The organism is Wenzhouxiangella sediminis, assembly GCF_003410055.1.
Classification (GTDB): Bacteria; Pseudomonadota; Gammaproteobacteria; order Xanthomonadales; family Wenzhouxiangellaceae; genus Wenzhouxiangella; species Wenzhouxiangella sediminis.
Window position 1 is genome coordinate 102031 of the sequence record NZ_QUZK01000042.1, and the last position, 21512, is coordinate 123542.

The window sequence follows — 21512 nt, forward strand, 5'->3', positions numbered from 1 at the left end:
TGGTGGATCCTCCGTCGGTCTGCACGCTGATTTGACAGCTCGCCAGCCACCCAGCCACCCAGCCACCCAGCCAACCAGCCAACCAGCCAACCAGCCAACCAGCCAACCAGCCCGGCGCCAACCCCCTGAAACTGCTTGACACTCCGCGGTGCGAGGGCTATGGTGGCGCGAAGTGGGAAATTGTGGGAATAAGTGGTTCCTGAGTGGAAGTGAGTGCTGAGCCGTGTTTTTTGGTGAAACCGCCATCAATCTCGACGCCAAGGGCCGCATGGCGGTCCCGACGCGTTATCGCGAGGATCTCGAGGCGGACTGCGAGAACCGGCTGGTGCTCACCTACTCGGCATTCGACGCCGGCTGCCTTTGGCTCTATCCGCACCCCGAGTGGGAGAGGATCCGTGACGAAGTAATGGGTCTGTCGACTTTCAATCCCAGCCACCGCAGCCTGCAGCGTCGGCTGGTGGGCTCCGCGACCCAGCTCGAGCTCGACTCCAATTCCCGAATTCTGTTGCCGGTCACCCTCAGGCAGGTGGCCGGTCTGGACAAGCGCGTGGTCTTCATGGGCATGGGCCAGCGCTTTGAAATCTGGAACGAGGACATCCTCAATCAACGCCGCGCCGCCGAGGAACGAGAGATCCAGGAGCAGGCGTCGGCAGAAATGGCGCAACTGGTCCTTTAGGTCATGGCCAGGGACCACGAACATGTACCGGTGCTGCACGGGCCGGCACTGGATGCGTTGAGGATTCGTGCCGATGGCGTCTACGTCGATGGCACATACGGTCGGGGAGGGCACAGCGCGGCCATGCTGGCCCGCCTCGGCGAGGAAGGGCGACTGGTGGTAACGGACCGTGATCCACAGGCGATTGCCGATGCCCGCGCGAAATATGCCGAGGACGGGCGGGTGACGATTCGCCGCGCGAATTTCGCCGAGATCGGCGCGATCATCGACGAACTCGGGCTGACCGGCCGGGTCGACGGCCTGCTGCTCGACGTCGGCGTGTCCTCACCCCAGCTCGACGACCCCCAACGCGGCTTCAGCTTCCAGCACGACGGTCCGCTGGACATGCGCATGGATCCGGAGTCCGGAGAATCCGTGGCCGACTGGCTGGCGCGCGCCGCGGAATCGGACATTGCCCGCGTCATCAAGGAATACGGCGAAGAGCGCTTCGGTAAACGCATCGCCCGCGCCATCGTCAAGGCCCGCGAGGAGGCGCCCATCGAACGGACCGCGCAGCTGGCCGCGATCGTCAGCGAAGCCGTGCCCGGCCCGCCGTCGCCCCGGCATCCGGCCACCCGGACCTTCCAGGCCCTGCGCATCTTCATCAACGACGAACTCGGCGCCCTCGAAGAAGCCCTCGACGACGGCATCGACCTGCTCGCGCCCGGCGGGCGATTCGTGGTCATCAGCTTCCACTCCCTCGAGGATCGTCTGGTCAAGCGGCGTTTCGCGAAGGCCGCCAAGCCGCCGCCTGCAAGCCGTCGGCTTCCCGCCGTGGAGACCTTCGTGCCGCGCCTGAAGCTCATCGGCGGCATGGTCCAGGCCTCTGAGGAGGAAATCGCGGACAACCCGCGCGCCCGCAGCGCGCGCATGCGTGTGGCCGAAAAGACGGCCGGGGAGGCGACATGATTCGCTGGCTGCTCCTGCTGGTCCTCACTGCCGCCGTGCTCGCCAGCGCCATCGGCGTGGTCGTGTTGCGCCACGAATCGCGCCAGCTCTTTGTTGCCCTCCAGGAAGCCGAGGCCGAGCGTGACGCGGCCCGCGTCGAGTGGAGCCGCCTGCAGCTTGAGCAGGCCTGGCTGGGCGATGCCGGCCGGGTCGAGCGCCAGGCGCGCGAGCAGCTGGGCATGAAATCACCCGAAGATGTCCGAATCCTGGTGACTTCGCCATGACCGAGACCAGCGGCAATCGCGCCACGATGCGCGTCTGGATCACCGCCGGCCTGATGTTGCTGGCGGCCGTGACCGTGGTCGCGCGCGCGGTCAACCTGCAGGTCATGGAAACCGAATTCCTGCAGAGCCAGGGCGAAGCCCGCTACCTGCGCGAGGTGTCCATTCCCACGGTTCGCGGCAGCATCCTCGATCGCAACGGCGAACCCCTGGCCGTCTCCACGCCGGTGGAATCGGTCTGGGCGCACCCCGGCGAGCTGCTTCAGGCAGCCGACCACATCCCGATGCTCGCCGGCCTGCTCGAGGCGGATGCCGAGGACATGGAGCGCCGGCTGACGCAGCGCGCCAATCGCGAGTTCGTCTGGCTGCGCCGGCAGATCAATCCGGACCTGGCCGAGCGGATCCGGGAGCTCGAGATTCCCGGTGTGTTCCTGCAGCGCGAGTACCGCCGGTTCTACCCCACCGGCGAGGTCAGCGCGCAGGTCCTGGGCTTTACCAACATCGACGATGTCGGCCAGGAGGGTCTCGAGCTCGCCTACAACGACTGGCTGCAGGGCCAGCCCGGCGCCAAGCGCGTGATCAAGGACCGCTTCGGCCGCGTCGTCCAGAACGTCGAGCTGATCCGCGAGGCCAGCCCCGGCCGCGACCTGCAGCTGACCATCGACCGGCGGCTTCAGTACCTGGCTTTCCGGGACCTCAAGGCCACCGTGATGGAGTACGGTGCCCGCTCGGGCTCGGTCGTGGTGCTCGACGTCGACTCCGGCGAAATCCTCGCCATGGTCAACTACCCCTCCTACAACCCCAATGCCAACACGCGCATTCCCTCCGACGGCCTGCGCAACCGGGCGTTGACGGACGTGCTCGAGCCGGGCTCCGTCATGAAGCCCTTCGCCGTGGCCGCGGCGATGGAAGCGGGCATCGCGCATCGCGACATGGTGCTCGACACCTCGCCCGGCGTGCTTCACGTATCGGGCCATGACATTCGCGACGTGCGCGACTACGGCGAACTCACGGTCGAGCAGGTCCTGACCAAGTCTTCCAACGTCGGCGTGGTGCAGCTGGCGCTGTCCATGGATGCGCGCCACCTGTGGAGCATGTACTCGCGGTTCGGTTTCGGTTCGGTCTCCGGCACCGGTTTCCCGGGCGAGTCGGCCGGGGTACTGCGCGACTACGAACGCTGGCGCAAGCTCGAACAGGCCACGCTCGCCTACGGTTACGGCCTGTCGGTCACGCCCCTGCAGCTGGCCCGCGCGATGGCCGCGATCGCCGATGAAGGACGCCTGCGTCAGCCGACCTTCATCGCCGATGCGAACAACCCGCCGCATTCGGTTCTCGACCCCAACCTGGCCAACCAGCTGGCGGGCATGCTCGAAACGGTTACCGGGCCGGAAGGCACGGGGCAGGGCGCCCGAGTCGAGGGTTACCGGGTGGCCGGCAAGACCGGCACCTCGCGCAAGGCCACGGCCGGCGGCTACGGCGACCGATACGTCGCCAGCTTTGCCGGTTTCGCCCCGGTTTCCGATCCCGAGCTCGTCGCCGCTGTGGTGATCAACGATCCCTCCGGCGAGGCGTACTACGGCGGCCAGGTCGCCGCGCCGCTGTTTTCCGACGTGATGGCCGCCGGGCTGCGTTTGTTCAACGTGCCGCCCGACGACCCGGGCATGCTGCTGGCGCGAGTGGAGGGGTCCCATGACTGAACGTGGGCTCACCATGCAAGCGCTCTTCGACGGAATGGTCGAACTGTCGGCCGGAGACTGGCCGCAAGCGACCGGGCTAAGCCTGGATTCCCGACTCGTTCGCCCCGGCGATGTGTTCGTGGCGCTGTCCGGCGCCAACGGGCACGGCATGCGCTTCGTCTACCAGGCGCGCGACCGCGGCGCCGTGGCGGTCGTCCATGACGGGCGCTTGACTCCGCCCGAAGATCTCGGGCTGCCCGAACTGGCGGTTCCGGACATCGCCGACCGGCTGCCGACCCTGGCTCGCCGTTTCTGGGGAGAGGCCGTCGACGGCCTGGACCTGGTGGCCGTGACCGGCACGAACGGCAAGAGCTCGATTGCCTGGCTGCTCGCGCAGGCGCTCGGCGGTGCGATGGTCGGGACGCTGGGCTGGGGGCGGCCCGGGCACCACCAGTCGGGCTCGCTGACCACACCGGACATATTCAGCGTCTACCGCCACCTGGCCGATCTGGCCGGGCAGGGCGTCGGCAGCGTCGTGCTCGAGGCCTCGTCCCATGCGCTGGAGCAGGGGCGGCTCGCCGGGCTGGCGTTCAGCAGCACGATCTTCACCACGCTCGGGCACGACCATCTCGACTATCACGACGATCGCGCGGCATACGGCGCCGCGAAGGCCAGGCTGTTCACCGAGTTCCGCAGCGACCGTCATCTGATCAACCTCGACGACGATTTCGGGGCCGAGCTGGCCGCACGGCTGTCCGCGAGTGGCCGCCTGGTGGGCTACTCGCTGGCCGGTCATCCAAAGGCAGGTGCGAGAGCGACGCTGCTGGGCGCGGACATGAGCGGTCTGCGCGCCGAATTCGAACTGCCCTGCGGGCGCTTCGAGGCGCGCTCGAAGCTGATCGGGCGAATCAACCTCTGGAATCTGCTGATCGTGGCGGCCGAGCTCGCCGAACGCGGCAGGGATCCGCAATCCATCACCGAGACGCTGGCCGCGCTGCAGCCCGTTCCCGGGCGCATGGAGCCCATCGGCCGCGAGGGCGCGCCCCTGGCGATCATCGACTACGCGCACACCCCCGACGCGCTCGAGAACGCCCTGACCAGCGCGCGCGAACTCAGTGACGGGACGCTGTGGTGCGTGTTCGGATGCGGCGGCGACCGCGATCGTGAAAAAAGGCCGCGCATGGGTCGCGTCGCCGAGCGACTGGCCGACCGTATCGTGCTCACCGACGACAACCCGCGCGGCGAGGACGGGCTGGCCATCATTCGTGCGATCCAGGCGGGCATGGAAAAGCCGCAGCGCTCGATCGTCATCCGCGACCGAGCCCGTGCGATTGCCCACGCGCTGAGCGGCGGCGAGCCGGGCGATATCGTCCTGGTGGCCGGCAAGGGTCACGAGACCGACCAGGTCATCGGCGACGAGCGTCTGCCCTGCGACGACCACGTCAGCGTCCGCGAAGCGCTGGGGGTGGCGGCATGATGCGTTTCAGCCTTTCGCGGATGGCGGAAGCGACCGGCGGTCGCATGGTCGGCGACGATGTCGAGGTTCTCGGCATGATCCACGATGCGCGCCGCGTGCAGCCCGGCAACGTTTTCTGCGCCTTGCCCGGAGAGCGCCACGACGGCCACGAATTCCTGGAACAGGCCCGGGGCAATGGCGCCGCGGCGGCGCTGGTTGCCCGCGAAGTCGACGATGTCCTGCCGCAGCTGGTGGTCGAGGACGTGCGCGAGGCCATGGGCCGCCTCGCACGGGCCTGGCGCGACACGCTTGATGTGGCCGTCGTCGGCATCACCGGCAGCAACGGCAAGACCACGGTCAAGGAAATGACCGCGGCGATCCTGTCCACGCAGGGCGCGACGCTGGCCACCGAGGGCAACTACAACAACGAACTCGGCGTGCCCCTGACCCTGGCCCGGCTGGATGCTTCGCATCGTTTCGCCGTCATCGAGATGGGCTGCAATCGCCCCGGCGACATCGCCTATCTGGCCGGGATCGCCCGCCCGGACGTCGGCGTCGTGACCAACGCAGGTCCCGCCCATCTCGAGCGCCTCGGCAGCGTCGAGGGCGTGGCCCGGACGAAGGGCGAGATGTTCTCCGGCCTGCCGGACGAGGGCACGGCAGTGATCAACGCCGACGACGACTACGCGCCGATGTGGCGAGAGATGGCCGGCGACCGTCGCATCATCAGCTTCGGAATGACGGGCTCGGCCAACGTCTCGGGCGTGCTGGCCAGCGGGCTCGGCCACATCAATACGCCCGCCGGCGATTTCGAGTTCGCGCCCGTGCTACCGGGGCGCCACAACTTCTACAACGCGCTGGCCGCCACCGCCGCTGCCGTCGCGCTCGAGGTGCCGCTCGACGACATCGCCGACGCCCTGGCGCGGATGAAGAGCCTGCCCGGGCGCCTGCAGTTTCGTCGTCATCCCGACGGCTGGCAGATCCTCGACGATACCTACAACGCCAACCCCGCCTCGCTGTATGCGGCCCTGCAGGTCATGTCCGAGATGGGCGGGGATGCGCACTGGCTGGTCCTGGGCGACATGGGCGAGCTCGGTCCCGACGGCGAGCGCCTGCACGCCGAGATGGGCCAGGCGGCCCGCGACCTCGGCGTGAGCCGCCTGTTCACCATCGGCGAGCTGGCGCGCGCCAGCTCCGATGCCTTCGACGGCGACGCCCGTCACTTCGCCAGCCGACAGGCCCTGATCGACACGTTGGCCGCCGAGCTGCATGCCGGCGTGACCTGCCTGGTCAAGGGATCGCGCTCGATGGGCATGGAGCGCGTGGTCGCCGGCGTCATGGGGGAGAAGCAAACATGCTGACCTGGTTGCTCGATCACGTGCTCATGGCCGACGTTGCGCTGTTCGGCTACATCACCTTCCGGACGGTAATGGCCGCCCTGACGGCGATGATCGTCTCGCTGATCGTCGGCCCGCTGTTCATCCGCCACATGACCGAGCGCCAGATCGGCCAGCCGATCCGCGAGTTGGGCCCCGAGTCGCACCTGACCAAGGCCGGAACGCCGACCATGGGCGGGACGCTGATCCTGATCGCGCTGATGATCTCGACCCTGCTGTGGGCGGACCTTGCCAACCGCTACGTGTGGACGGTCCTTTTCGTGACCGCGGCCTTCGGCGCCATCGGCTTCGTCGACGACTGGCGCAAGCTCAAGTACAAGAACAGCGAGGGCCTTTCGGCGCGCTGGAAATACGGCTTGCAGTCACTGGCCGCGCTGATCGTGGCGGTGTTCCTCTACCAGACCGCCGACGTGCCGGCCAACACCCAGCTCTTCTTCCCCTTCTTCAAGGACATCGCCCTGCCGCTGGGCCTGGGCTTCGTGGTGCTGACCTATTTCGTGGTGGTCGGTTCGTCCAACGCGGTCAACCTGACCGACGGGCTCGACGGCCTGGCCATCATGCCGGCGGTCTTCGTGGCGGCGGGGTTGGGCATCTTCGCTTACGCCACCGGCCACACCGTCTTTGCCGGCTACCTCGCCATGCCCTACATCCCCGGCGTGGGCGAGCTGGCCATCTTCTGCGCGGCCCTGGCCGGCGGAGGCCTGGGTTTCCTGTGGTTCAACACCTACCCGGCGCAGGTGTTCATGGGTGACGTGGGCGCCCTGGCCGTCGGTGCCGCTCTGGGCGTGGTGGCCGTCGCCGTCCGCCAGGAAATCGTGTTCATGGTGATGGCCGGCATATTCGTCATCGAAACCCTCTCGGTCATCCTGCAGGTGGCCTCCTACAAGCTGACCGGGCGCCGCATTTTCCGCATGGCGCCGATCCACCACCACTTCGAACTCAAGGGCTGGCCGGAGCCGAAGGTGATCGTGCGTTTCTGGATCATCTCCGTGATGCTGGTGCTCGCCGGCCTCGCCACGATGAAGATCAGGTGACCGCCATGGCACAGGTGAGACAGGCCTATCGCGCAAGAGACGCCGCACCCTCGGCGGGGCTGGACCAGGTCGTGATCCTGGCCACGCTCGGCCTGCTGGTGATCGGCGTCGTCATGGTGGCGTCGACCTCGATCGCGGTCGCCGAGGGCTATGCCGTGTCGGTGTGGCATTTCCTCGCCAAGCACCTGGTCTACATCGGCCTGGGCGTCGCCCTGGCCGCGTCGCTGAGTTTCATCGGTACCAAGCAGATGCAGTGGCTCGCGCCGATCGCCTTTCCGCTTTCTGTGCTCGTGTTGCTGCTGCCCTTCGTCCCGGGCCTGGGTCATGAGGTCAACGGTTCGACGCGCTGGATCGACCTGGGGGTGGCCAAGTTCCAGGTGGTCGAGGCGGTCAAGCTGTTGATGATCGTGTTCGTCGCCGGCTATCTGGCCAAGCGGCCGCAACTGGGCCGCGCGAGATTCCTCGAGACCCTCAAGCCCCTGCTGCTGGTGGGATTGCTCGCCGGTATCCTGCTCAAGCAGCCCGACATGGGCTCGGCGGTGGTGCTCGGTGCCATCGTCGGCGGCATGATCTGGCTTGCCGGGGCGGCCTGGAAGCACCTGTTCGTGCTGGGGCTGAGCAGTCTGCCCCTGCTGACATTCGCCGCGCTCGAGCCCTACCGCCTGCAGCGCGTGATGACCTTCGTCGATCCCTGGGCCGACCCCTTCAACAGCGGCTTCCAGCTCACCCAGGCCCTGATCGCCGTCGGTCGCGGCCAGGTGGACGGCGTCGGACTGGGCGCCAGCGTGCAGAAGCTCTATTACCTGCCCGAGGCGCACACCGATTTCATCTTCGCCGTGTTGGCCGAGGAACTCGGCCTGCTGGGCATCGTCTTCGTGCTCGTGCTGTTTTCCCTGCTGGTCGGCCGGATCTTCCTGATCGGCGTTCAGGCGCATCGCCAGGAACGGCCGTTTTCGGCCTTCATGGTCTGGGGTATCGGCCTGTGGATCGGCATGCAGGCCCTGGTGAGTATGGGCGTCAACCTGGGCATGTTGCCGACCAAGGGCCTCACCCTGCCGCTCATTTCAGCCGGCGGCAGCAGCCTGATCATGACCCTGCTGGCCATCGGCGTCGTGTTGCGCGTGCAGTGGGAACTGAGCATGGAGGCGCGCCAGCAACCGCGTCGACGAAGGAGCTGGCAGGTATGAGGCGGCTGCGCGTCATGATCATGGCCGCCGGAACCGGCGGACACATCTTTCCCGGCCTGGCCGTTGCTTCGGTGCTGCGCCAGCGCGGGGCGACGGTGAGCTGGCTGGGTACGCCCACGGGCCTGGAGAACCGGCTCGTCCCGGCTGCCGACATCGAACTCGACTGCATCACCATATCCGGCTTGCGCGGGAGAGGGCTCCTGGGCTGGCTGGCCGCGCCCTGGCGCGTGCTCAGGGCGGTGAGCCAGGCCAGGAAGCTGATTCGCGAGCATCGCCCGGACTGCGTGCTCAGCATGGGCGGCTATGTCGCGGGTCCCGGCGGGCTCGCGGCACGCCTGTCCGGCGTGCCCCTGGTCATCCACGAGCAAAACGCCGTCGCCGGACTGACCAACCGCTGGCTTCGTCCGATCGCCCGCCGGGTCATGACCGGATTTCCCCGCACCCTGGCCGGCGGCGAACATGTCGGCAATCCGGTGCGCGCCGACATCGCCGCGATTCCCGAACCCGACCGCCGCTTCGAGGGGCGCCAGGGGCCCCTGCGCCTGTTGGTCATCGGCGGCAGCCTGGGCGCGCGCGCCTTCGCCGACGCGGTGCCGGAAGCGATCGCGCGCCTGCCTGAATCGAGACGGCCGCGTGTCCTCCACCAGGCCGGACGCCAGCTGGATGCGACGCAGGCCGCCTACCAGCGCGCCGGCGTCGAGGGCGAGGTGGTGGACTTCATCGACGACATGGCCGCCGCCTGGGCCGAAGCCGATGTGGCCGTCTGCCGCGCGGGCGCCCTGACGGTGGCCGAACTGGCCGCCGCGGGCCTGGCGGCCGTACTCGTGCCGTTTCCCCACGCCGTGGACGATCACCAGTTCGCCAATGCGCGCTACCTGTCCGACGGCAACGCGGCATGGCTGGTTCGAGAGGCCGACTTCGACGCAAGATGGCTGGCCGAGCACCTGACCGCCATGTCGCGTCCGCAGCTGCTCGCCATGGCCCGGAGCGCTCGCGCCCTGGCCCGTGACGGCGCGGCCCAGGCCGTGGCCGACGCCTGCATGGAGGTGGCGGCATGATCGAGCGCACGCAGACGCCCAACCTGATGCACCGAACCCGCTGCATCCATCTGGTGGGCATCGGCGGCGCCGGCATGTGCGGCATCGCCGAGGTGCTGCTCAACCTCGGGTTCGAGGTGACCGGCTCGGACCTGCAGGCCTCGACGACCGTTTCGCGCCTGCAGGAGCAGGGTGCCGAAATCCGCATCGGCCACGCCACGGAGAATCTCGGCGACGCCGACGTTGTCGTGGTGTCGGGTGCGGTTCCCGAGGACAATCCGGAGGTGATCGCCGCGCGCGAACGCCGCATTCCGGTCATCGCGCGCGCCGAAATGCTGGGCGAGCTGATGCGGTTCCGCCAGGGCATCGCCGTGGCCGGTACCCACGGCAAGACCACGACCACTTCGCTGGTGGCGACCCTGCTGGCCGAGGGCGGCCTGGATCCGACTTTCATCGTCGGCGGCCTGGTCAATGCCTTCGGTACGGGCGCCCGCCTCGGCGAAGGGCGATATATCGTCGCCGAAGCCGACGAGTCCGACGGCTCCTTCCTCAAGCTGCAGCCGGTGATCTCGGTGATCACCAACATCGACCGCGATCATCTCGACGCCTACCAGGGCAGCTTCGACCAGCTGCAGCGCGCCTTCCTGGAATTCCTGCATCACCTGCCGTTCTTCGGCGTTGCAGTGCTGTGCATCGACGATGCCCACGTGGCCGAACTCATCCCGGATGTCGGGCGGGCGGTCGTGACCTACGGGCTCGACGAGCAGGCCGACGTTCGCGCCACCAACCTGCGGCAGGAAGGGCGGCGAATGCACTTCGATCTCTGCCTGCCGGGCGAGGAACGGCCGCGCGCCGTCAGCCTTGCCCAGCCGGGCCGTCACAACGTGCTCAACGCCCTGGGAGCAGCGGCCGTGGCCAGCGAGATCGGCATCCCGGCCGACGCGATCGTGCGCGGGTTGGCGGGCTTCGGCGGTATCGGCCGACGCTTCGCCGAGATCGGTCCGCTCGACGTCGCCGGCAACGCGGTGCTGGCATTCGAGGACTATGGTCACCACCCGACCGAACTCGAGGCCGTCGTCCAGGCCGCCCGCGAGGGCTGGCCCGACCGCCGCCTGGTGCTCTTCTTCCAGCCGCATCGTTACACGCGAACGCGCGACCAGTTCGACGATTTTGCCCGCGTCCTGGCCGACGCCGATGCGCTGATCCTCGCCGACATCTATCCCGCCGGCGAGAAGCCGCTGTCCGGCATCGATTCCGACGCCCTCGCCAAGGCCGTCGGTCGCCGACGCGAATTGCCGCTGCGGCGTATCGGCGCCGTTGACGAGGTCGTCGAGATCCTGCCCGAGCTGGTCGGTGATGGCGACTTGCTGCTTGTGATGGGCGCCGGCGACGTCGGGCGCCTGGGTGCCCTCCTGAAAAAGCGCTACGCAGGGGAGGCGGCATGACTTTCGGTGATCCGCGCAGGTTCGGCCAGGTCGCCCTCGTCGTGGGCGGAGACAGCGGCGAGCGGGAAGTTTCCCTGAAGGGTGGGCGCGCCGTGGCCGCCGCCATGGAGGCGCTCGGCATCCAGTTCAGCGTCGTCGACGGGCCACGCCGCCTGCTCGAGCACGTCGCCGCCGGTCACTACGACCGGGTGTTCAACCTCCTTCACGGCCGCGGCGGAGAAGACGGCACGCTCCAGGGCGCGCTGAGTATCTACGGCGTGCCGGTGACGGGTTCCGGCGTGCTGGCATCGGCGCTGACGATGGACAAGCTCCAGAGCAAGCGTGTTTTTCGCGCCTGCGGTCTGCCGACGCCCGAATGGGCCGTGGCGCACGAGGTGAGCGATTTCGAGAGCATCCTGAAGTCGATGGCGCCGCCGCTGTTCGTCAAGCCCGCACGCGAGGGCTCGAGCCTGGGCATGAGCCGTGTGACCCGCGCTGAAGATCTCGAACCGGCGCTGGCCAAGGCGCTCGCGCGCGACGAGACGGTCCTGGTCGAGCGAATGATCCAGGGTCGGGAGTACACCGCGGCGGTCCTGGGCGATCGCGTCCTGCCGCTGATCCGTCTCGAGACGCCCCGGGAGTTCTATGACTACGAGGCGAAATACGAGTCGGGCGACACGCAGTACCGCTGCCCCTGCGGCCTGGACGAAGGCACCGAAGCGAACCTGGCCGGGCTCTGCCTGGAGGCCTTCCGGGTACTGGGCGCATCTGGTTGGGGCCGCGTGGACCTGATGGTGGACGAAGACGGGCAGCCCTGGCTGCTGGAGGTGAACACGACGCCGGGCATGACCGATCACTCGCTGATGCCCATGGCCGCGAAGGCGGCCGGAATCGAATTCGAGGAACTGGTATGGCGGATTCTGGAAACCAGCCTGAACGCGCAATAAGGCCGGCCTGGCTGGCCACCGCGGTCCTCGGCGGCGCCTTGCTGCTGCTGGCGCTGTGGTTGCGCTCGGGCCTGATCGGCGGCGAGCAGTGGCCGATTCGTTGGCTCGACGTCGCCGGCGACCTCAAGCGCACGAGCGCCAGCCAGGTGCGCGGCGCCGTCGCCGACGAAGCCTCGCGCGGCTTCTTCGCCGCCGACCTCCAGAGCGTGCGCGAACGCGTCGAGGCGCTGCCCTGGGTGGCGAGCGCGGAGGTCAGCCGTGAATGGCCCGACGCCCTGCTCATCGACATCACCGAGCACCGCCCGGTGGCGCGCTGGAACGAAGATCGCCTGTTCAGCGACCGCGGCGAGGTCTTCAGCGTGAGCGGAAGCGAAGGCATGCAGGGGCTGGCGAGGCTGCGGGGGCCGGAGTCAAGAGGCAGCGACGTGCTCGAGCGCTGGCAGGCCGTCAGGCGCCGGCTCGGCAGCGTCGGGCGCGACGTGGTCGAGCTCGCCGTCGACGAGCGAGGCGCCTGGCGCGTCGTGCTCGACAACGACGTCACGCTGGTGCTCGGCCGCGAGCAGGTCGACAGGCGGCTCGACCGCTATATCGGCGCGCAGGCGGCGCTCAGCGACCTCGATCGGCCCATTCGCCTGATCGACATGCGCTACACCAACGGTCTGGCCGTGCGCTGGGCCGATACCGGGAGCGCGGACAACAACGACGAAACGACAACGACAACCACAACGACAACGGGAGAGCGAGCGAGTCATGGCTAAACGACCGGACAAGTCACTGGTCGTCGGACTGGATATCGGCACCAGCAAGATCGTCGCCATCGTCGGCGAGGTCCAGCCGGACGGACAGGTCGAGGTGGTCAGCCTGGGATCGCATCCCTCGCGCGGTCTCAAGCGCGGCGTGGTGGTCGACATCGAGTCGACCGAACAGTCGATCCAGCGCGCCATCGAGGAAGCCGAACTGATGGCGGACTGCCAGATCCATTCGGTGTTCGCGGGCATCGCGGGCAGCCACATCAGCTCGCTGAACTCGCACGGTGCCGTGGCGATTCGCGACAAGGAGGTCACCGACGGAGACGTCGAGCGCGTGCTCGAGTCTGCCCGCGCGGTCGCCATTCCGGCCGATCAGCGCATTCTGCACGTGCTCCCACAGGAATACGTCATCGACTCGACCGATGGCATCCGCCAGCCGGTGGGGATGTCGGGCGTGCGTCTGGAAGCGCGCGTTCACCTGGTGACCGCGGCGGTGAGTGCCGTCCAGAACGTGACCAAGTGCGTGGCGCGATGCGGCCTGCAGGTCGACGACCTGATCCTGCAGCAGCTCGCTTCCAGCTACGCGGTGCTCAGCGAAGACGAAAAGGATCTCGGCATCGCCCTGGTCGACATCGGAGCCGGAACCACGGACATCGCGGTGTTCACCGAGGGCGCCATCCGCTATACCGCCTGCATCCCGATCGCCGGCGACCTGGTCACCAACGACATCGCCGTGGCCCTGCGCACGCCGACGGTGCACGCCGAGGAGATCAAGATCAAGTACGCCTGCGCGCTCGAACAGATGGCGAGTTCCGACGAGACCATCCAGGTGCCCAGCGTGGGCGACCGGCCGCCGAGACGGCTCGAGCGCCAGACGCTCGCACAGGTGGTCGAGGCGCGCTACCGCGAGCTCTTCCACCACGTTCACAAGCAGCTGCGCCAGTCCGGCTTCGAGTCGCGAATCCCGGCCGGCCTGGTGCTGACCGGCGGCGGCTCGAAGATGGAAGGCGTGGTCGAGCTGGCCGAGGAAATCCTGCACATGCCGGTGCGCCTGGGCGCGCCGCAGCATGTCACCGGCCTTTCCGAGGTCGTCAACAACCAGATTCATTCGACTGGCGTGGGTCTGCTGATCTACGGCAGCCGTATGGAAGGGCCGCGTCGCACCGGACTGGCGCGCGGCGGAGAAAGTCTCTGGAACCGGATCAAGAACTGGTTCCAGGGGGAATTCTGAAATGGGGCCGCGAGGCGCCACGAGTGTTTGCCCGAACTCGATGTACCTCGGGCAAGGCATGGGAGCGGCACAAAGCGTCCGGCAAGAAGACGCGTGCCGCCATCCCTATAAATGAGTAATCCGGACAAGCCGGACTGTTGATCGTTAATGGCGAGCGAAAGGAGAAACCGACATGCCTTTTGAACTGATCGAAAACTACACACCCGGAGCGACCATCAAGGTCGTCGGGATCGGCGGAGGCGGCGGCAACGCCGTCAACCAGATGGTCGAGTCGGCCATCGAGGGCGTGGAGTTCATCTGCGTCAACACCGACTCGCAGGCGCTGCGCAACTTCTCGGGCAAGACCACGCTGCAGATCGGCTCTGGCGTGACCAAGGGCCTGGGTGCCGGCGCGAACCCCGAGGTCGGCCGCCAGTCGGCGCTGGAGGATCGCGACCGCATCAGCGAGATGCTGGAAGGTTGCGACATGGTCTTCATAACCGCCGGCATGGGCGGCGGCACCGGTACGGGAGCCGCGCCCGTGGTTGCGCAGACGGCCAAGGAAATGGGCATCCTCACGGTGGCCGTGGTGACCAAGCCCTTCCCCTTCGAGGGCCAGCGCCGCAGCGCCGTGGCACAGCAGGGAATCGACGAGCTGTCCCATCACGTCGATTCCCTGATCACGATTCCCAACGGCAAGCTGCTCAGCGTGCTGGGTTCGGAGATCACCCTGCTCGATGCCTTCAAATCGGCCAACCAGGTGCTTTCCGGCGCCGTGCAGGGCATCGCCGAGCTGATCACCCGCCCGGGCCTGATCAACGTCGACTTTGCCGACGTGCGCACGGTGATGAGCGAGATGGGCATGGCCATGATGGGTGCCGGCACCGCCAAGGGCGAGGACCGTGCCCTGATGGCTGCGCAGTCGGCCATCGGCTCGCCGCTACTCGAAGACGTCGACCTCAACGGTGCCTGCGGCATCCTGGTCAACGTCACCGCCGGCATGAACCTGAGCATGAAGGAGTTCGAGGAAGTGGGCACCACGGTCGCCGACCTGGCCAGCGAGGATGCCACCGTGGTCATCGGCACCGTTATCGACCCGGACATGAACGACGAACTGCGCGTCACCGTGGTCGCAACGGGCCTGGGGTCGCAGCGCCCAAAGCGCGAGGAGCGGCCGATGAAGGTCGTCCGCACCGGTACCGATAACCGCCCGGCCTTCCGAGCCACCGAGGAGGAGGAAGCGCCTGCTCACAACATGCAGGGCAGCGAAAAGGCCGAGACCGGCGAAAGCCGGAAACTCTTCGGCGAACAGAAGGAAATGGACTACCTGGATATTCCGGCCTTCCTGCGCAACCAGGCCGACTGAAGCGCAATCGGGGGGGGCACTTCAGCCGAATGCGGTAGTCGGAATACGAACCGCCGGCAGGGGCTTTCGACTCGCCACGAAAGCCCCGCCGGCCGGTTTGTGACGAAAAAACGACCCGGAGTGTGGTTTTTGGGCAACAGATGTGGCGCTTTTCACGAAAAATTGCTTTTTTACTACAAGGGCCTGTGCTATGCTCCGCGGCGTCAACCAGCAATCGGTCAACGCAGTGATCCGACAAAGAACTCTCAAAAACGTCATTCGCGCCACCGGCGTGGGCCTCCACACCGGCGAGAAGGTGCTGATGACGCTTCGACCGGCGCCGGCCAACTGCGGCATCGTTTTCCGTCGTGTCGACCTCGATCCCATCGCCGAAATCAAGGCCGAACCGCACCTGGTGCGCGACACCGCGCTGTCGACCACCCTGGTAAACGACGCCGGCGTGCGCGTTGCCACGATCGAACACCTGATGTCGGCACTGGCCGGCCTGGGCATCGACAATCTCTACGTCGACCTGAGCGCCGCCGAAGTGCCGATCATGGACGGAAGCGCCGGGCCTTTCGCCTTCCTGATTCAGTCTGCGGGCATTGCCGAGCAGAACGCGCCCAAGCGCTTCATCCGGCTGAAGAAGACGGTCGAAGTGCGCGACGAGGACCGTTGGGCCCGCTTCGAGCCGCATGAAGGCTTCCGCGTGAACTTCACCATCGAATTCGACCATCCGGTCATTCGCTCGCATTCGTGCAAGGCCGACGTCGAATTCTCGACCACCTCCTATCTCAAGGAAGTGGCCCGCGCGCGTACCTTCGGGTTCATGCGCGACATCGAATACCTGCGCCAGCGCAACCTGGTGCTGGGCGGCAGCCTGGACAACGCCGTCGTGCTCGACGACTACCGCGTGCTCAACGAGAACGGTCTCCGCTACGAGGACGAATTCGTCAAGCACAAGGTGCTCGACGCCATCGGCGATCTCTACCTGCTCAATCGCAACCCCATCGGCGCCTTCTTCGGGCACAAATCGGGTCACGAGCTCAACAACCAGCTGGTTCGCCAGGTCCTGGCCGACCAGGAGGCCTGGGAAGAGGTCACATTCGAGGACGATCGTCCGGCGCCGATCTCTTACGTTCAGCCGGCACAGGCGGTTTGAGCGGGCGGCAAATATTCTGACGAAGGCGGGCGCTCAGGCGCCCGTTTCTCGTTCGGGCTCCTGCTTTCAGGTTTCAGGTTTCAGGTTCAACCGAGCCGCGGTACCACGATCACGCGCGTGCCCTCGAGCCGATCGTCGAGCTGCCGGTTGGCTTCGCGCAGCAGATCGTCGGCCATCAGGCGGGCACGGCTGGCCCAGGCCGGGCTGGTGGCGGCCAGCACCAGGGTCTTGCCCTCGATACAGGCCACGCCGATGTTCTCGCGCATGCTGCCGGGCAGGACCTGGCGCAGTTCGGCGTCGAGCTGGTCCAGCGCGCGGGCCGTGGCCAGCAGTCGACTGAGGCCCTCGTGACCCTGTGAGACGTCGGAAATCTCGCGTTCTTTACGGTCCTGCCTGGCCATCGGCCCACTTCCGCGCGGTGAAGCCTGCAGTTTAACGCCCGAGCGGGCTACAATGGCAGGCTGTGCTTGCACCCGCGCGGTGCCGGCCCCAACTAAAGACAGTCCCTGAAAAACACTTCATATCAAGTCAACGGACGATCCATGCTCAAATCCCTGATCACCAAGGTGGTGGGCAGCCGCAACGACCGGCTCATCAAGGCCCTCTACAAGGATGTCGAGGCGATCAACGCCCTCGAGCCGGAATTCCAGAAGCTCAGCGACGCGGAACTCAAGGCCAAGACGTCGGAATTCCGCCGAAGGCACGGCGAAGGCGAGAGTCTCGACGACTTGCTGCCGGAAGCATTCGCGGCCGCGCGCGAAGCATCCGTGCGAACGCTGGGCATGCGCCACTTCGACGTCCAGTTGATCGGGGGCATGGTGCTGCATCAGGGCAAGATCGCCGAAATGAAGACCGGCGAGGGCAAGACCCTGGTGGCTACCCTGGCGGTCTACCTCAATGCCATTCCCGACCAGGGCGTTCACGTCGTGACGGTCAACGACTACCTGGCCCGCCGTGACGCCGAGTGGATGAAGCCGATCTACTCGGCCCTGGACCTGACCGTCGGCGTCTCCGTTCCCGGTATGAGCCCGGACGACAAGCGCGAGGCCTACAACGCGGACGTCACTTACGGGACCAACAACGAATTCGGTTTCGACTACCTGCGCGACAACATGGCCTTCTCGCTCGAGCAGCGCGTCCAGCGCGGCCGGCATTTCGCCATCGTCGACGAAGTCGACTCCATCCTGATCGACGAAGCGCGCACCCCGCTGATCATTTCCGGGCCGACCGACGAAGGGCCGGACATCTACGTGAAGATGAACCGCATCGTCCCCCAACTGCAGCCGCAGGAGGAAGAGGACGGTCCCGGGGATTTCACGATCGACGAGAAGACCAAACAGGTCTATCTCACCGAAGAGGGCATGGCGAAGGTCGAGGATCTCCTGGCCGAGGCCGGCATGATCGAGTCCGGCGCGAGCCTCTACGATTCGGCCAACCTGAGCCTCATGCACACCCTCAACGCGGCTCTGCGCGCACACCACCTGTTCCACAAGGATACCGACTACATCGTTCGCGACGGTGAGGTGATCATCGTCGACGAGTTCACCGGCCGCACCCTGCAGGGGCGCCGGTGGTCGGAGGGCCTGCATCAGGCTGTCGAGGCCAAGGAGGGTGTGCCCATCCAGCGCGAGAACCAGACGCTGGCCTCGATTACCTTCCAGAATTTCTTCCGGCTCTACGACAAGCTCTCGGGCATGACCGGCACCGCCGACACCGAAGCCTACGAGCTGCAGTCGATCTATGGCCTGGAAGTGGTGGTCATTCCCACGCACAAGCCGATGATCCGAAAGGACAATGCCGACCTGGTCTTCCTGACCAAACAGGAAAAGTTCGACGCGATCGTTGACGACATCAAGGAGCGGGTGGCTGCCGGCCAACCTGTGCTCGTGGGCACGACCTCGATCGAGAACTCCGAACTGATTTCCCGCGAGCTCAAGAAAGCCGCCATTGATCACGAGGTGCTCAATGCCAAGCAGCATGAGCGGGAGGCGCACATCATCGAGCAGGCCGGCCGTCCCGGGAACGTGACGATTGCCACGAACATGGCCGGCCGAGGCACGGATATCGTCCTTGGCGGCAACCTCGAGGCCGAATTGCGCGACCTCGGCGAGGACGCTGGCGAAGAAGCCCGACGCAAGGTCAAGGAAGACTGGCAGAAGCGCCACGACGAGGTCATCGAGGCTGGCGGCCTCCACATCATCGGTACCGAGCGCCATGAGTCCCGTCGAATCGACAACCAGTTGCGCGGGCGTTCCGGCCGCCAGGGCGACCCGGGCTCGAGCCGATTCTATCTGGCGCTGGAGGATCCGCTGATGCGCATCTTCGCGTCCGACCGCATGAGCGGGATGATGCAGAAGCTGGGCATGCGCGACGGCGAGTCGATCGAGCATCCCTGGGTCAACCGCGCCATCGAGAACGCCCAGCGCAAGGTCGAAGCGCACAACTTCGACATGCGCAAGCACCTGCTGGAATACGACGATGTCGCCAACGACCAGCGCCGCGTCATCTATTCCCAGCGCAACGAGTTGATGGAAGCCGACGACATCAAGGACACGATCGACTCGATCCGCGAGGAAGTGTTCGACAACCTGATCAGCCAGTTCGTGCCGCCGGGCTCCATCGACGAGATGTGGGACACCGAAGGCCTCGAACGCGCCCTGGAGGGTGAGTTCGGGATCGAGGTGCCCATCCAGCGTTGGCTCGAGGAAGACGACGACCTGGCCGAGGAAGGTCTGCGCCGCAAGGTCATGGAGGCCGTCGAGGCGCATTACCGGGCCAAGGAAGAGATGGTCGGCTCCTCGGTGATGCGGCAGTTCGAGAAGGCCCTGATGCTGTCGATTCTCGACCAGCAGTGGAAGGAACACCTCGCCAGCATGGACTACCTGCGCCGCAGCGTGGGCCTGCGAAGCTTCGCCCAGAAGAAGCCGCAGCAGGAATACAAGCGCGAAGGCTTCGAGATGTTCACCGAAATGCTCGACAACATGAAGCACGAGGTGATGAAGGGTCTGGCGCGGGTTCGCGTGAGAAGCGAGGACGATGTCGAGGCCGTCGACCAGCAACGCCGGCGCGAGGCCCCGATGCAGTTCCAGCACGCCGAAGCACAGTCGGCTACCGGCGGCGCTGCACCCGCGGGCGGCCAGGGCGGCGCCCAGGGCGACGCCAAGCCGGACCCCTTCGTGCGGGAAGGTCGCAAGGTGGGGCGCAACGAACCCTGTCCCTGCGGTTCGGGCAAGAAGTACAAGCAGTGCCACGGTCGCCTGTCCTGAGAGGCCGTGGGTGGCCGGTGAGACGCCCGACTCTGGCGAGCTGATCGAAGTCGTCGCGGGGATCGTTCGCGACGACCGGGGCCGCATCCTCCTGGCCGAGCGGCCCGCGGGCAAGCACCTAGCCGGCACCTGGGAATTTCCCGGCGGCAAGCGCGAGCCCGGTGAAACGGGGCTGCAGGCGCTCGCCCGCGAGATGGCCGAAGAGCTGGCGATCTCCGTGGGTTCCGCCCGGCCCTGGCTGGCGTTGACGCACGACTACCCCGAACTCACGGTTCGTCTGCAGCTCTACGCCGTGGACGAATGGAGCGGCGAGCCCGAGGGGCAGGAGGGCCAGGCGCTGCAGTGGGTTGGCGAAAGCGACATGGCCCTGCTGCCCATGCCGGCGGCCGACCGACCCATCGTGCGGGCCTTTTCCCTCGACCCCCGCTACGCCATCACGCCCGATTCCGCCGCCCCGGGCGGTCCCGAAGAACTCCTGAGATGGACCCGGGACTGCCTGGATCGCGGTATCCGGCTGTTCCAGTTGCGGGCCACGTCCCTCGACCCTGCCGACCTGCGCAGCCTGGCCCGGGAATTCGGTCGGCTGATGGTCGAATCGGGCGCGCGCTGGTTGCTCGACGGTGATCCGGAGCTGGCGGTCCAGAGCGGCGCCGACGGCGTGCAACTGCCGGGCGAACGGCTGGACGAACTCTCCGGGCGGCCACTGGGTGGCGACTTCCTGGTCGCGGCATCGTGCCGGAATTCGGCGGAGCTTGCGCGGGCGGGGGAGCTGGCCCTGGACTTCGTCACGCTCCGGCCCGGTAGCGCCGCCTGCGGTCACCAGGGTCCACTGCCTTTCGATTGGGAGGAGTTCGCCCGCCTGTGTCGATGCTCTCCCCTGCCGGTGTTCGCCCTCGGCGGATTGCTTCCCGGTGACCTCGAGCGTGTGCGCGAACGCGGCGGATTCGGGGTGGCGGGGACGCACGGATTCGGGGCGGGGCCATGAGCATCGAGAGCGTCCGCCTGCCCATCCGTTCACGCTCGACGCCTGCTCGCGGCGAGGCCGACGTGTGGCTCGCCCGCCTGAGCGACATGCCGCTCGACGCCGGGCCGCGAGGCGGGAACCGGCGCGAACGCATCCTGCGCCAGAGGGTGCAGCAGCAGTTCTTCCTGCGCCTGTTGCTCGCGGCCTACCTCGGCTGCCCGGGCAAGTCCGTGGAGCTGGATCGCAGCGAGCGCGGAAAACCCATGCTTTCGGGCGTTCATGCAGACAGCGCCCTGCAATTCAACGTCTCGCACTCGGGTGACTGGCTGGCGGTGGCGGTGGCCGTGGGGGTCGCCGTGGGTATCGATCTCGAAGTCGAGCGGCGGCTGCCGCGCGCCCCCTTGCTCGCCCGGCGCTTCCTCTCGCCCGAAGAGGCCGAATGGATCGTCGGCCTCGATGAGCCGTTCCGCTCGCGCCAGTTCCTCAAGCAGTGGACGGCGCGCGAATCCCTGGTCAAGGCCAGGGGCTGCGGCCTGGCCGGCTGCCTCGGCGAGATCGCGCTGGACTGGCAGCCGCCCGCCATCCGACGGCTTCCGACGGACTGGGAAGGCGCGGGCGCAATGTCGCTGGCGAACCTGGCGCTTCCGGACGGCCTCGTCGGTCATCTCGCGACCTGCGAGGGTCCCGTGCGTCCCATGATCCGGCGAATCACGACCTGAGCGCGGGCCGCAGGCGGCTGCAGGCATAATCGAACAACTCATCGCCAAGGAATTC

19 protein-coding genes are annotated in these 21512 nt (G+C 67.0%); 18 read left to right on the forward strand and 1 reads right to left on the reverse strand.

All coding sequences use genetic code 11. From position 1 onward, the window contains the following. Positions 1–223 precede the first annotated feature (223 nt). From mraZ to lpxC, 15 genes are all read left to right on the forward strand, one after another. Entirely contained in the window at positions 224–676 is a 453-nt protein-coding gene (gene mraZ, locus DZC52_RS11545) for a division/cell wall cluster transcriptional repressor MraZ (RefSeq protein WP_116651292.1), read from the forward strand. A gap of 3 nt (positions 677–679) precedes the next feature. Then, the gene (rsmH, locus tag DZC52_RS11550; RefSeq protein ID WP_116651293.1) at positions 680–1624 is read left to right on the forward strand and encodes a 16S rRNA (cytosine(1402)-N(4))-methyltransferase RsmH; all 945 of its coding nucleotides are present in this window, start codon (positions 680–682) and stop codon (positions 1622–1624) included. Next, positions 1621–1887 (forward strand): cell division protein FtsL, encoded by a 267-nt coding sequence (ftsL, locus tag DZC52_RS11555; RefSeq protein WP_220338355.1) that lies wholly within the window; start codon positions 1621–1623, stop codon positions 1885–1887. Before rsmH ends, ftsL begins: the two co-directional genes overlap by 4 nt. Further along, complete coding sequence (locus DZC52_RS11560; protein WP_116651294.1) at positions 1884–3581, forward strand: peptidoglycan D,D-transpeptidase FtsI family protein; 1698 nt, start codon at positions 1884–1886, stop codon at positions 3579–3581. Before ftsL ends, DZC52_RS11560 begins: the two co-directional genes overlap by 4 nt. After that, positions 3574–5037: a UDP-N-acetylmuramoyl-L-alanyl-D-glutamate--2,6-diaminopimelate ligase gene (locus DZC52_RS11565; RefSeq protein WP_116651295.1), complete on the forward strand. Its 1464-nt coding sequence runs from the start codon at positions 3574–3576 to the stop codon at positions 5035–5037. Before DZC52_RS11560 ends, DZC52_RS11565 begins: the two co-directional genes overlap by 8 nt. Then, positions 5034–6377 carry a UDP-N-acetylmuramoyl-tripeptide--D-alanyl-D-alanine ligase gene (locus tag DZC52_RS11570; protein WP_116651296.1) on the forward strand — a complete coding sequence of 448 codons (1344 nt, stop codon included), beginning with the start codon at positions 5034–5036 and terminating at the stop codon, positions 6375–6377. Before DZC52_RS11565 ends, DZC52_RS11570 begins: the two co-directional genes overlap by 4 nt. Continuing rightward, positions 6371–7447, forward strand: coding sequence for a phospho-N-acetylmuramoyl-pentapeptide-transferase (gene mraY, locus DZC52_RS11575; protein ID WP_116651297.1), 1077 nt, complete (start codon positions 6371–6373; stop codon positions 7445–7447). The genes DZC52_RS11570 and mraY overlap by 7 nt, the downstream gene beginning before the upstream one ends. Before the next feature lie 5 nt (positions 7448–7452). Continuing rightward, positions 7453–8634, forward strand: coding sequence for a putative lipid II flippase FtsW (gene ftsW, locus DZC52_RS11580; protein ID WP_116651298.1), 1182 nt, complete (start codon positions 7453–7455; stop codon positions 8632–8634). Beyond that, positions 8631–9692, forward strand: coding sequence for an undecaprenyldiphospho-muramoylpentapeptide beta-N-acetylglucosaminyltransferase (gene murG, locus DZC52_RS11585; RefSeq protein ID WP_116651299.1), 1062 nt, complete (start codon positions 8631–8633; stop codon positions 9690–9692). Before ftsW ends, murG begins: the two co-directional genes overlap by 4 nt. Then, positions 9689–11116 (forward strand): UDP-N-acetylmuramate--L-alanine ligase, encoded by a 1428-nt coding sequence (murC, locus tag DZC52_RS11590; RefSeq protein WP_245960814.1) that lies wholly within the window; start codon positions 9689–9691, stop codon positions 11114–11116. The genes murG and murC overlap by 4 nt, the downstream gene beginning before the upstream one ends. Continuing rightward, positions 11113–12042, forward strand: coding sequence for a D-alanine--D-alanine ligase (locus DZC52_RS11595; RefSeq protein ID WP_116651300.1), 930 nt, complete (start codon positions 11113–11115; stop codon positions 12040–12042). The genes murC and DZC52_RS11595 overlap by 4 nt, the downstream gene beginning before the upstream one ends. Next, complete coding sequence (locus DZC52_RS11600; protein ID WP_116651301.1) at positions 12006–12800, forward strand: cell division protein FtsQ/DivIB; 795 nt, start codon at positions 12006–12008, stop codon at positions 12798–12800. Before DZC52_RS11595 ends, DZC52_RS11600 begins: the two co-directional genes overlap by 37 nt. Beyond that, a complete protein-coding gene (gene ftsA / locus DZC52_RS11605) occupies positions 12793–14022 on the forward strand; it encodes a cell division protein FtsA (RefSeq protein ID WP_116651302.1) in 1230 nt (409 codons plus the stop codon). The genes DZC52_RS11600 and ftsA overlap by 8 nt, the downstream gene beginning before the upstream one ends. A 172-nt stretch (positions 14023–14194) precedes the next feature. Beyond that, positions 14195–15367: a cell division protein FtsZ gene (gene ftsZ, locus DZC52_RS11610; protein WP_116651303.1), complete on the forward strand. Its 1173-nt coding sequence runs from the start codon at positions 14195–14197 to the stop codon at positions 15365–15367. Between the two features lie 226 nt (positions 15368–15593). Next, positions 15594–16508, forward strand: coding sequence for a UDP-3-O-acyl-N-acetylglucosamine deacetylase (gene lpxC, locus DZC52_RS11615; RefSeq protein ID WP_116651368.1), 915 nt, complete (start codon positions 15594–15596; stop codon positions 16506–16508). Between the two features lie 86 nt (positions 16509–16594). Here lpxC and DZC52_RS11620 read toward each other — a convergent pair whose 3' ends face one another. Then, positions 16595–16909: a DciA family protein gene (locus tag DZC52_RS11620; RefSeq protein WP_116651304.1), complete on the reverse strand. Its 315-nt coding sequence runs from the start codon at positions 16907–16909 to the stop codon at positions 16595–16597. A 141-nt stretch (positions 16910–17050) separates the two neighbouring features. On the opposite strand from DZC52_RS11620, the gene secA reads away from it, so the two are divergent. From secA to DZC52_RS11635, 3 genes are read left to right on the forward strand one after another with little or no spacing between them, the layout of a single operon-like run. Next, positions 17051–19774 carry a preprotein translocase subunit SecA gene (gene secA / locus DZC52_RS11625; protein WP_116651305.1) on the forward strand — a complete coding sequence of 908 codons (2724 nt, stop codon included), beginning with the start codon at positions 17051–17053 and terminating at the stop codon, positions 19772–19774. 10 nt (positions 19775–19784) lie between these two features. Beyond that, a complete protein-coding gene (locus DZC52_RS11630; protein WP_116651306.1) occupies positions 19785–20759 on the forward strand; it encodes a Nudix family hydrolase in 975 nt (324 codons plus the stop codon). Continuing rightward, on the forward strand, positions 20756–21457 hold the full coding sequence (locus DZC52_RS11635; RefSeq protein WP_116651307.1) for a 4'-phosphopantetheinyl transferase family protein: 702 nt from the start codon (positions 20756–20758) through the stop codon (positions 21455–21457). The genes DZC52_RS11630 and DZC52_RS11635 overlap by 4 nt, the downstream gene beginning before the upstream one ends. Positions 21458–21512: the final 55 nt, after the last annotated feature.

Excerpts from the sequence above, each read along its gene's own strand:
- ftsA (WP_116651302.1), top strand. The coding sequence starts at position 12,793 with ATGGCTAAACGACCGGACAAGTCACTGGTCGTCGGACTGGATATCGGC.
- ftsZ (WP_116651303.1), top strand. The coding sequence starts at position 14,195 with ATGCCTTTTGAACTGATCGAAAACTACACACCCGGAGCGACCATCAAG.
- rsmH (WP_116651293.1), top strand. The coding sequence starts at position 680 with ATGGCCAGGGACCACGAACATGTACCGGTGCTGCACGGGCCGGCACTG.
- murC (WP_245960814.1), top strand. The coding sequence starts at position 9,689 with ATGATCGAGCGCACGCAGACGCCCAACCTGATGCACCGAACCCGCTGC.
- DZC52_RS11635 (WP_116651307.1), top strand. The coding sequence starts at position 20,756 with ATGAGCATCGAGAGCGTCCGCCTGCCCATCCGTTCACGCTCGACGCCT.
- DZC52_RS11620 (WP_116651304.1), bottom strand. The coding sequence starts at position 16,909 with ATGGCCAGGCAGGACCGTAAAGAACGCGAGATTTCCGACGTCTCACAG.
- secA (WP_116651305.1), top strand. The coding sequence starts at position 17,051 with ATGCTCAAATCCCTGATCACCAAGGTGGTGGGCAGCCGCAACGACCGG.
- murG (WP_116651299.1), top strand. The coding sequence starts at position 8,631 with ATGAGGCGGCTGCGCGTCATGATCATGGCCGCCGGAACCGGCGGACAC.
- ftsW (WP_116651298.1), top strand. The coding sequence starts at position 7,453 with ATGGCACAGGTGAGACAGGCCTATCGCGCAAGAGACGCCGCACCCTCG.
- DZC52_RS11570 (WP_116651296.1), top strand. The coding sequence starts at position 5,034 with ATGATGCGTTTCAGCCTTTCGCGGATGGCGGAAGCGACCGGCGGTCGC.
- DZC52_RS11595 (WP_116651300.1), top strand. The coding sequence starts at position 11,113 with ATGACTTTCGGTGATCCGCGCAGGTTCGGCCAGGTCGCCCTCGTCGTG.
- DZC52_RS11600 (WP_116651301.1), top strand. The coding sequence starts at position 12,006 with ATGGCGGATTCTGGAAACCAGCCTGAACGCGCAATAAGGCCGGCCTGG.
- ftsL (WP_220338355.1), top strand. The coding sequence starts at position 1,621 with ATGATTCGCTGGCTGCTCCTGCTGGTCCTCACTGCCGCCGTGCTCGCC.
- DZC52_RS11565 (WP_116651295.1), top strand. The coding sequence starts at position 3,574 with ATGACTGAACGTGGGCTCACCATGCAAGCGCTCTTCGACGGAATGGTC.
- mraY (WP_116651297.1), top strand. The coding sequence starts at position 6,371 with ATGCTGACCTGGTTGCTCGATCACGTGCTCATGGCCGACGTTGCGCTG.
- DZC52_RS11560 (WP_116651294.1), top strand. The coding sequence starts at position 1,884 with ATGACCGAGACCAGCGGCAATCGCGCCACGATGCGCGTCTGGATCACC.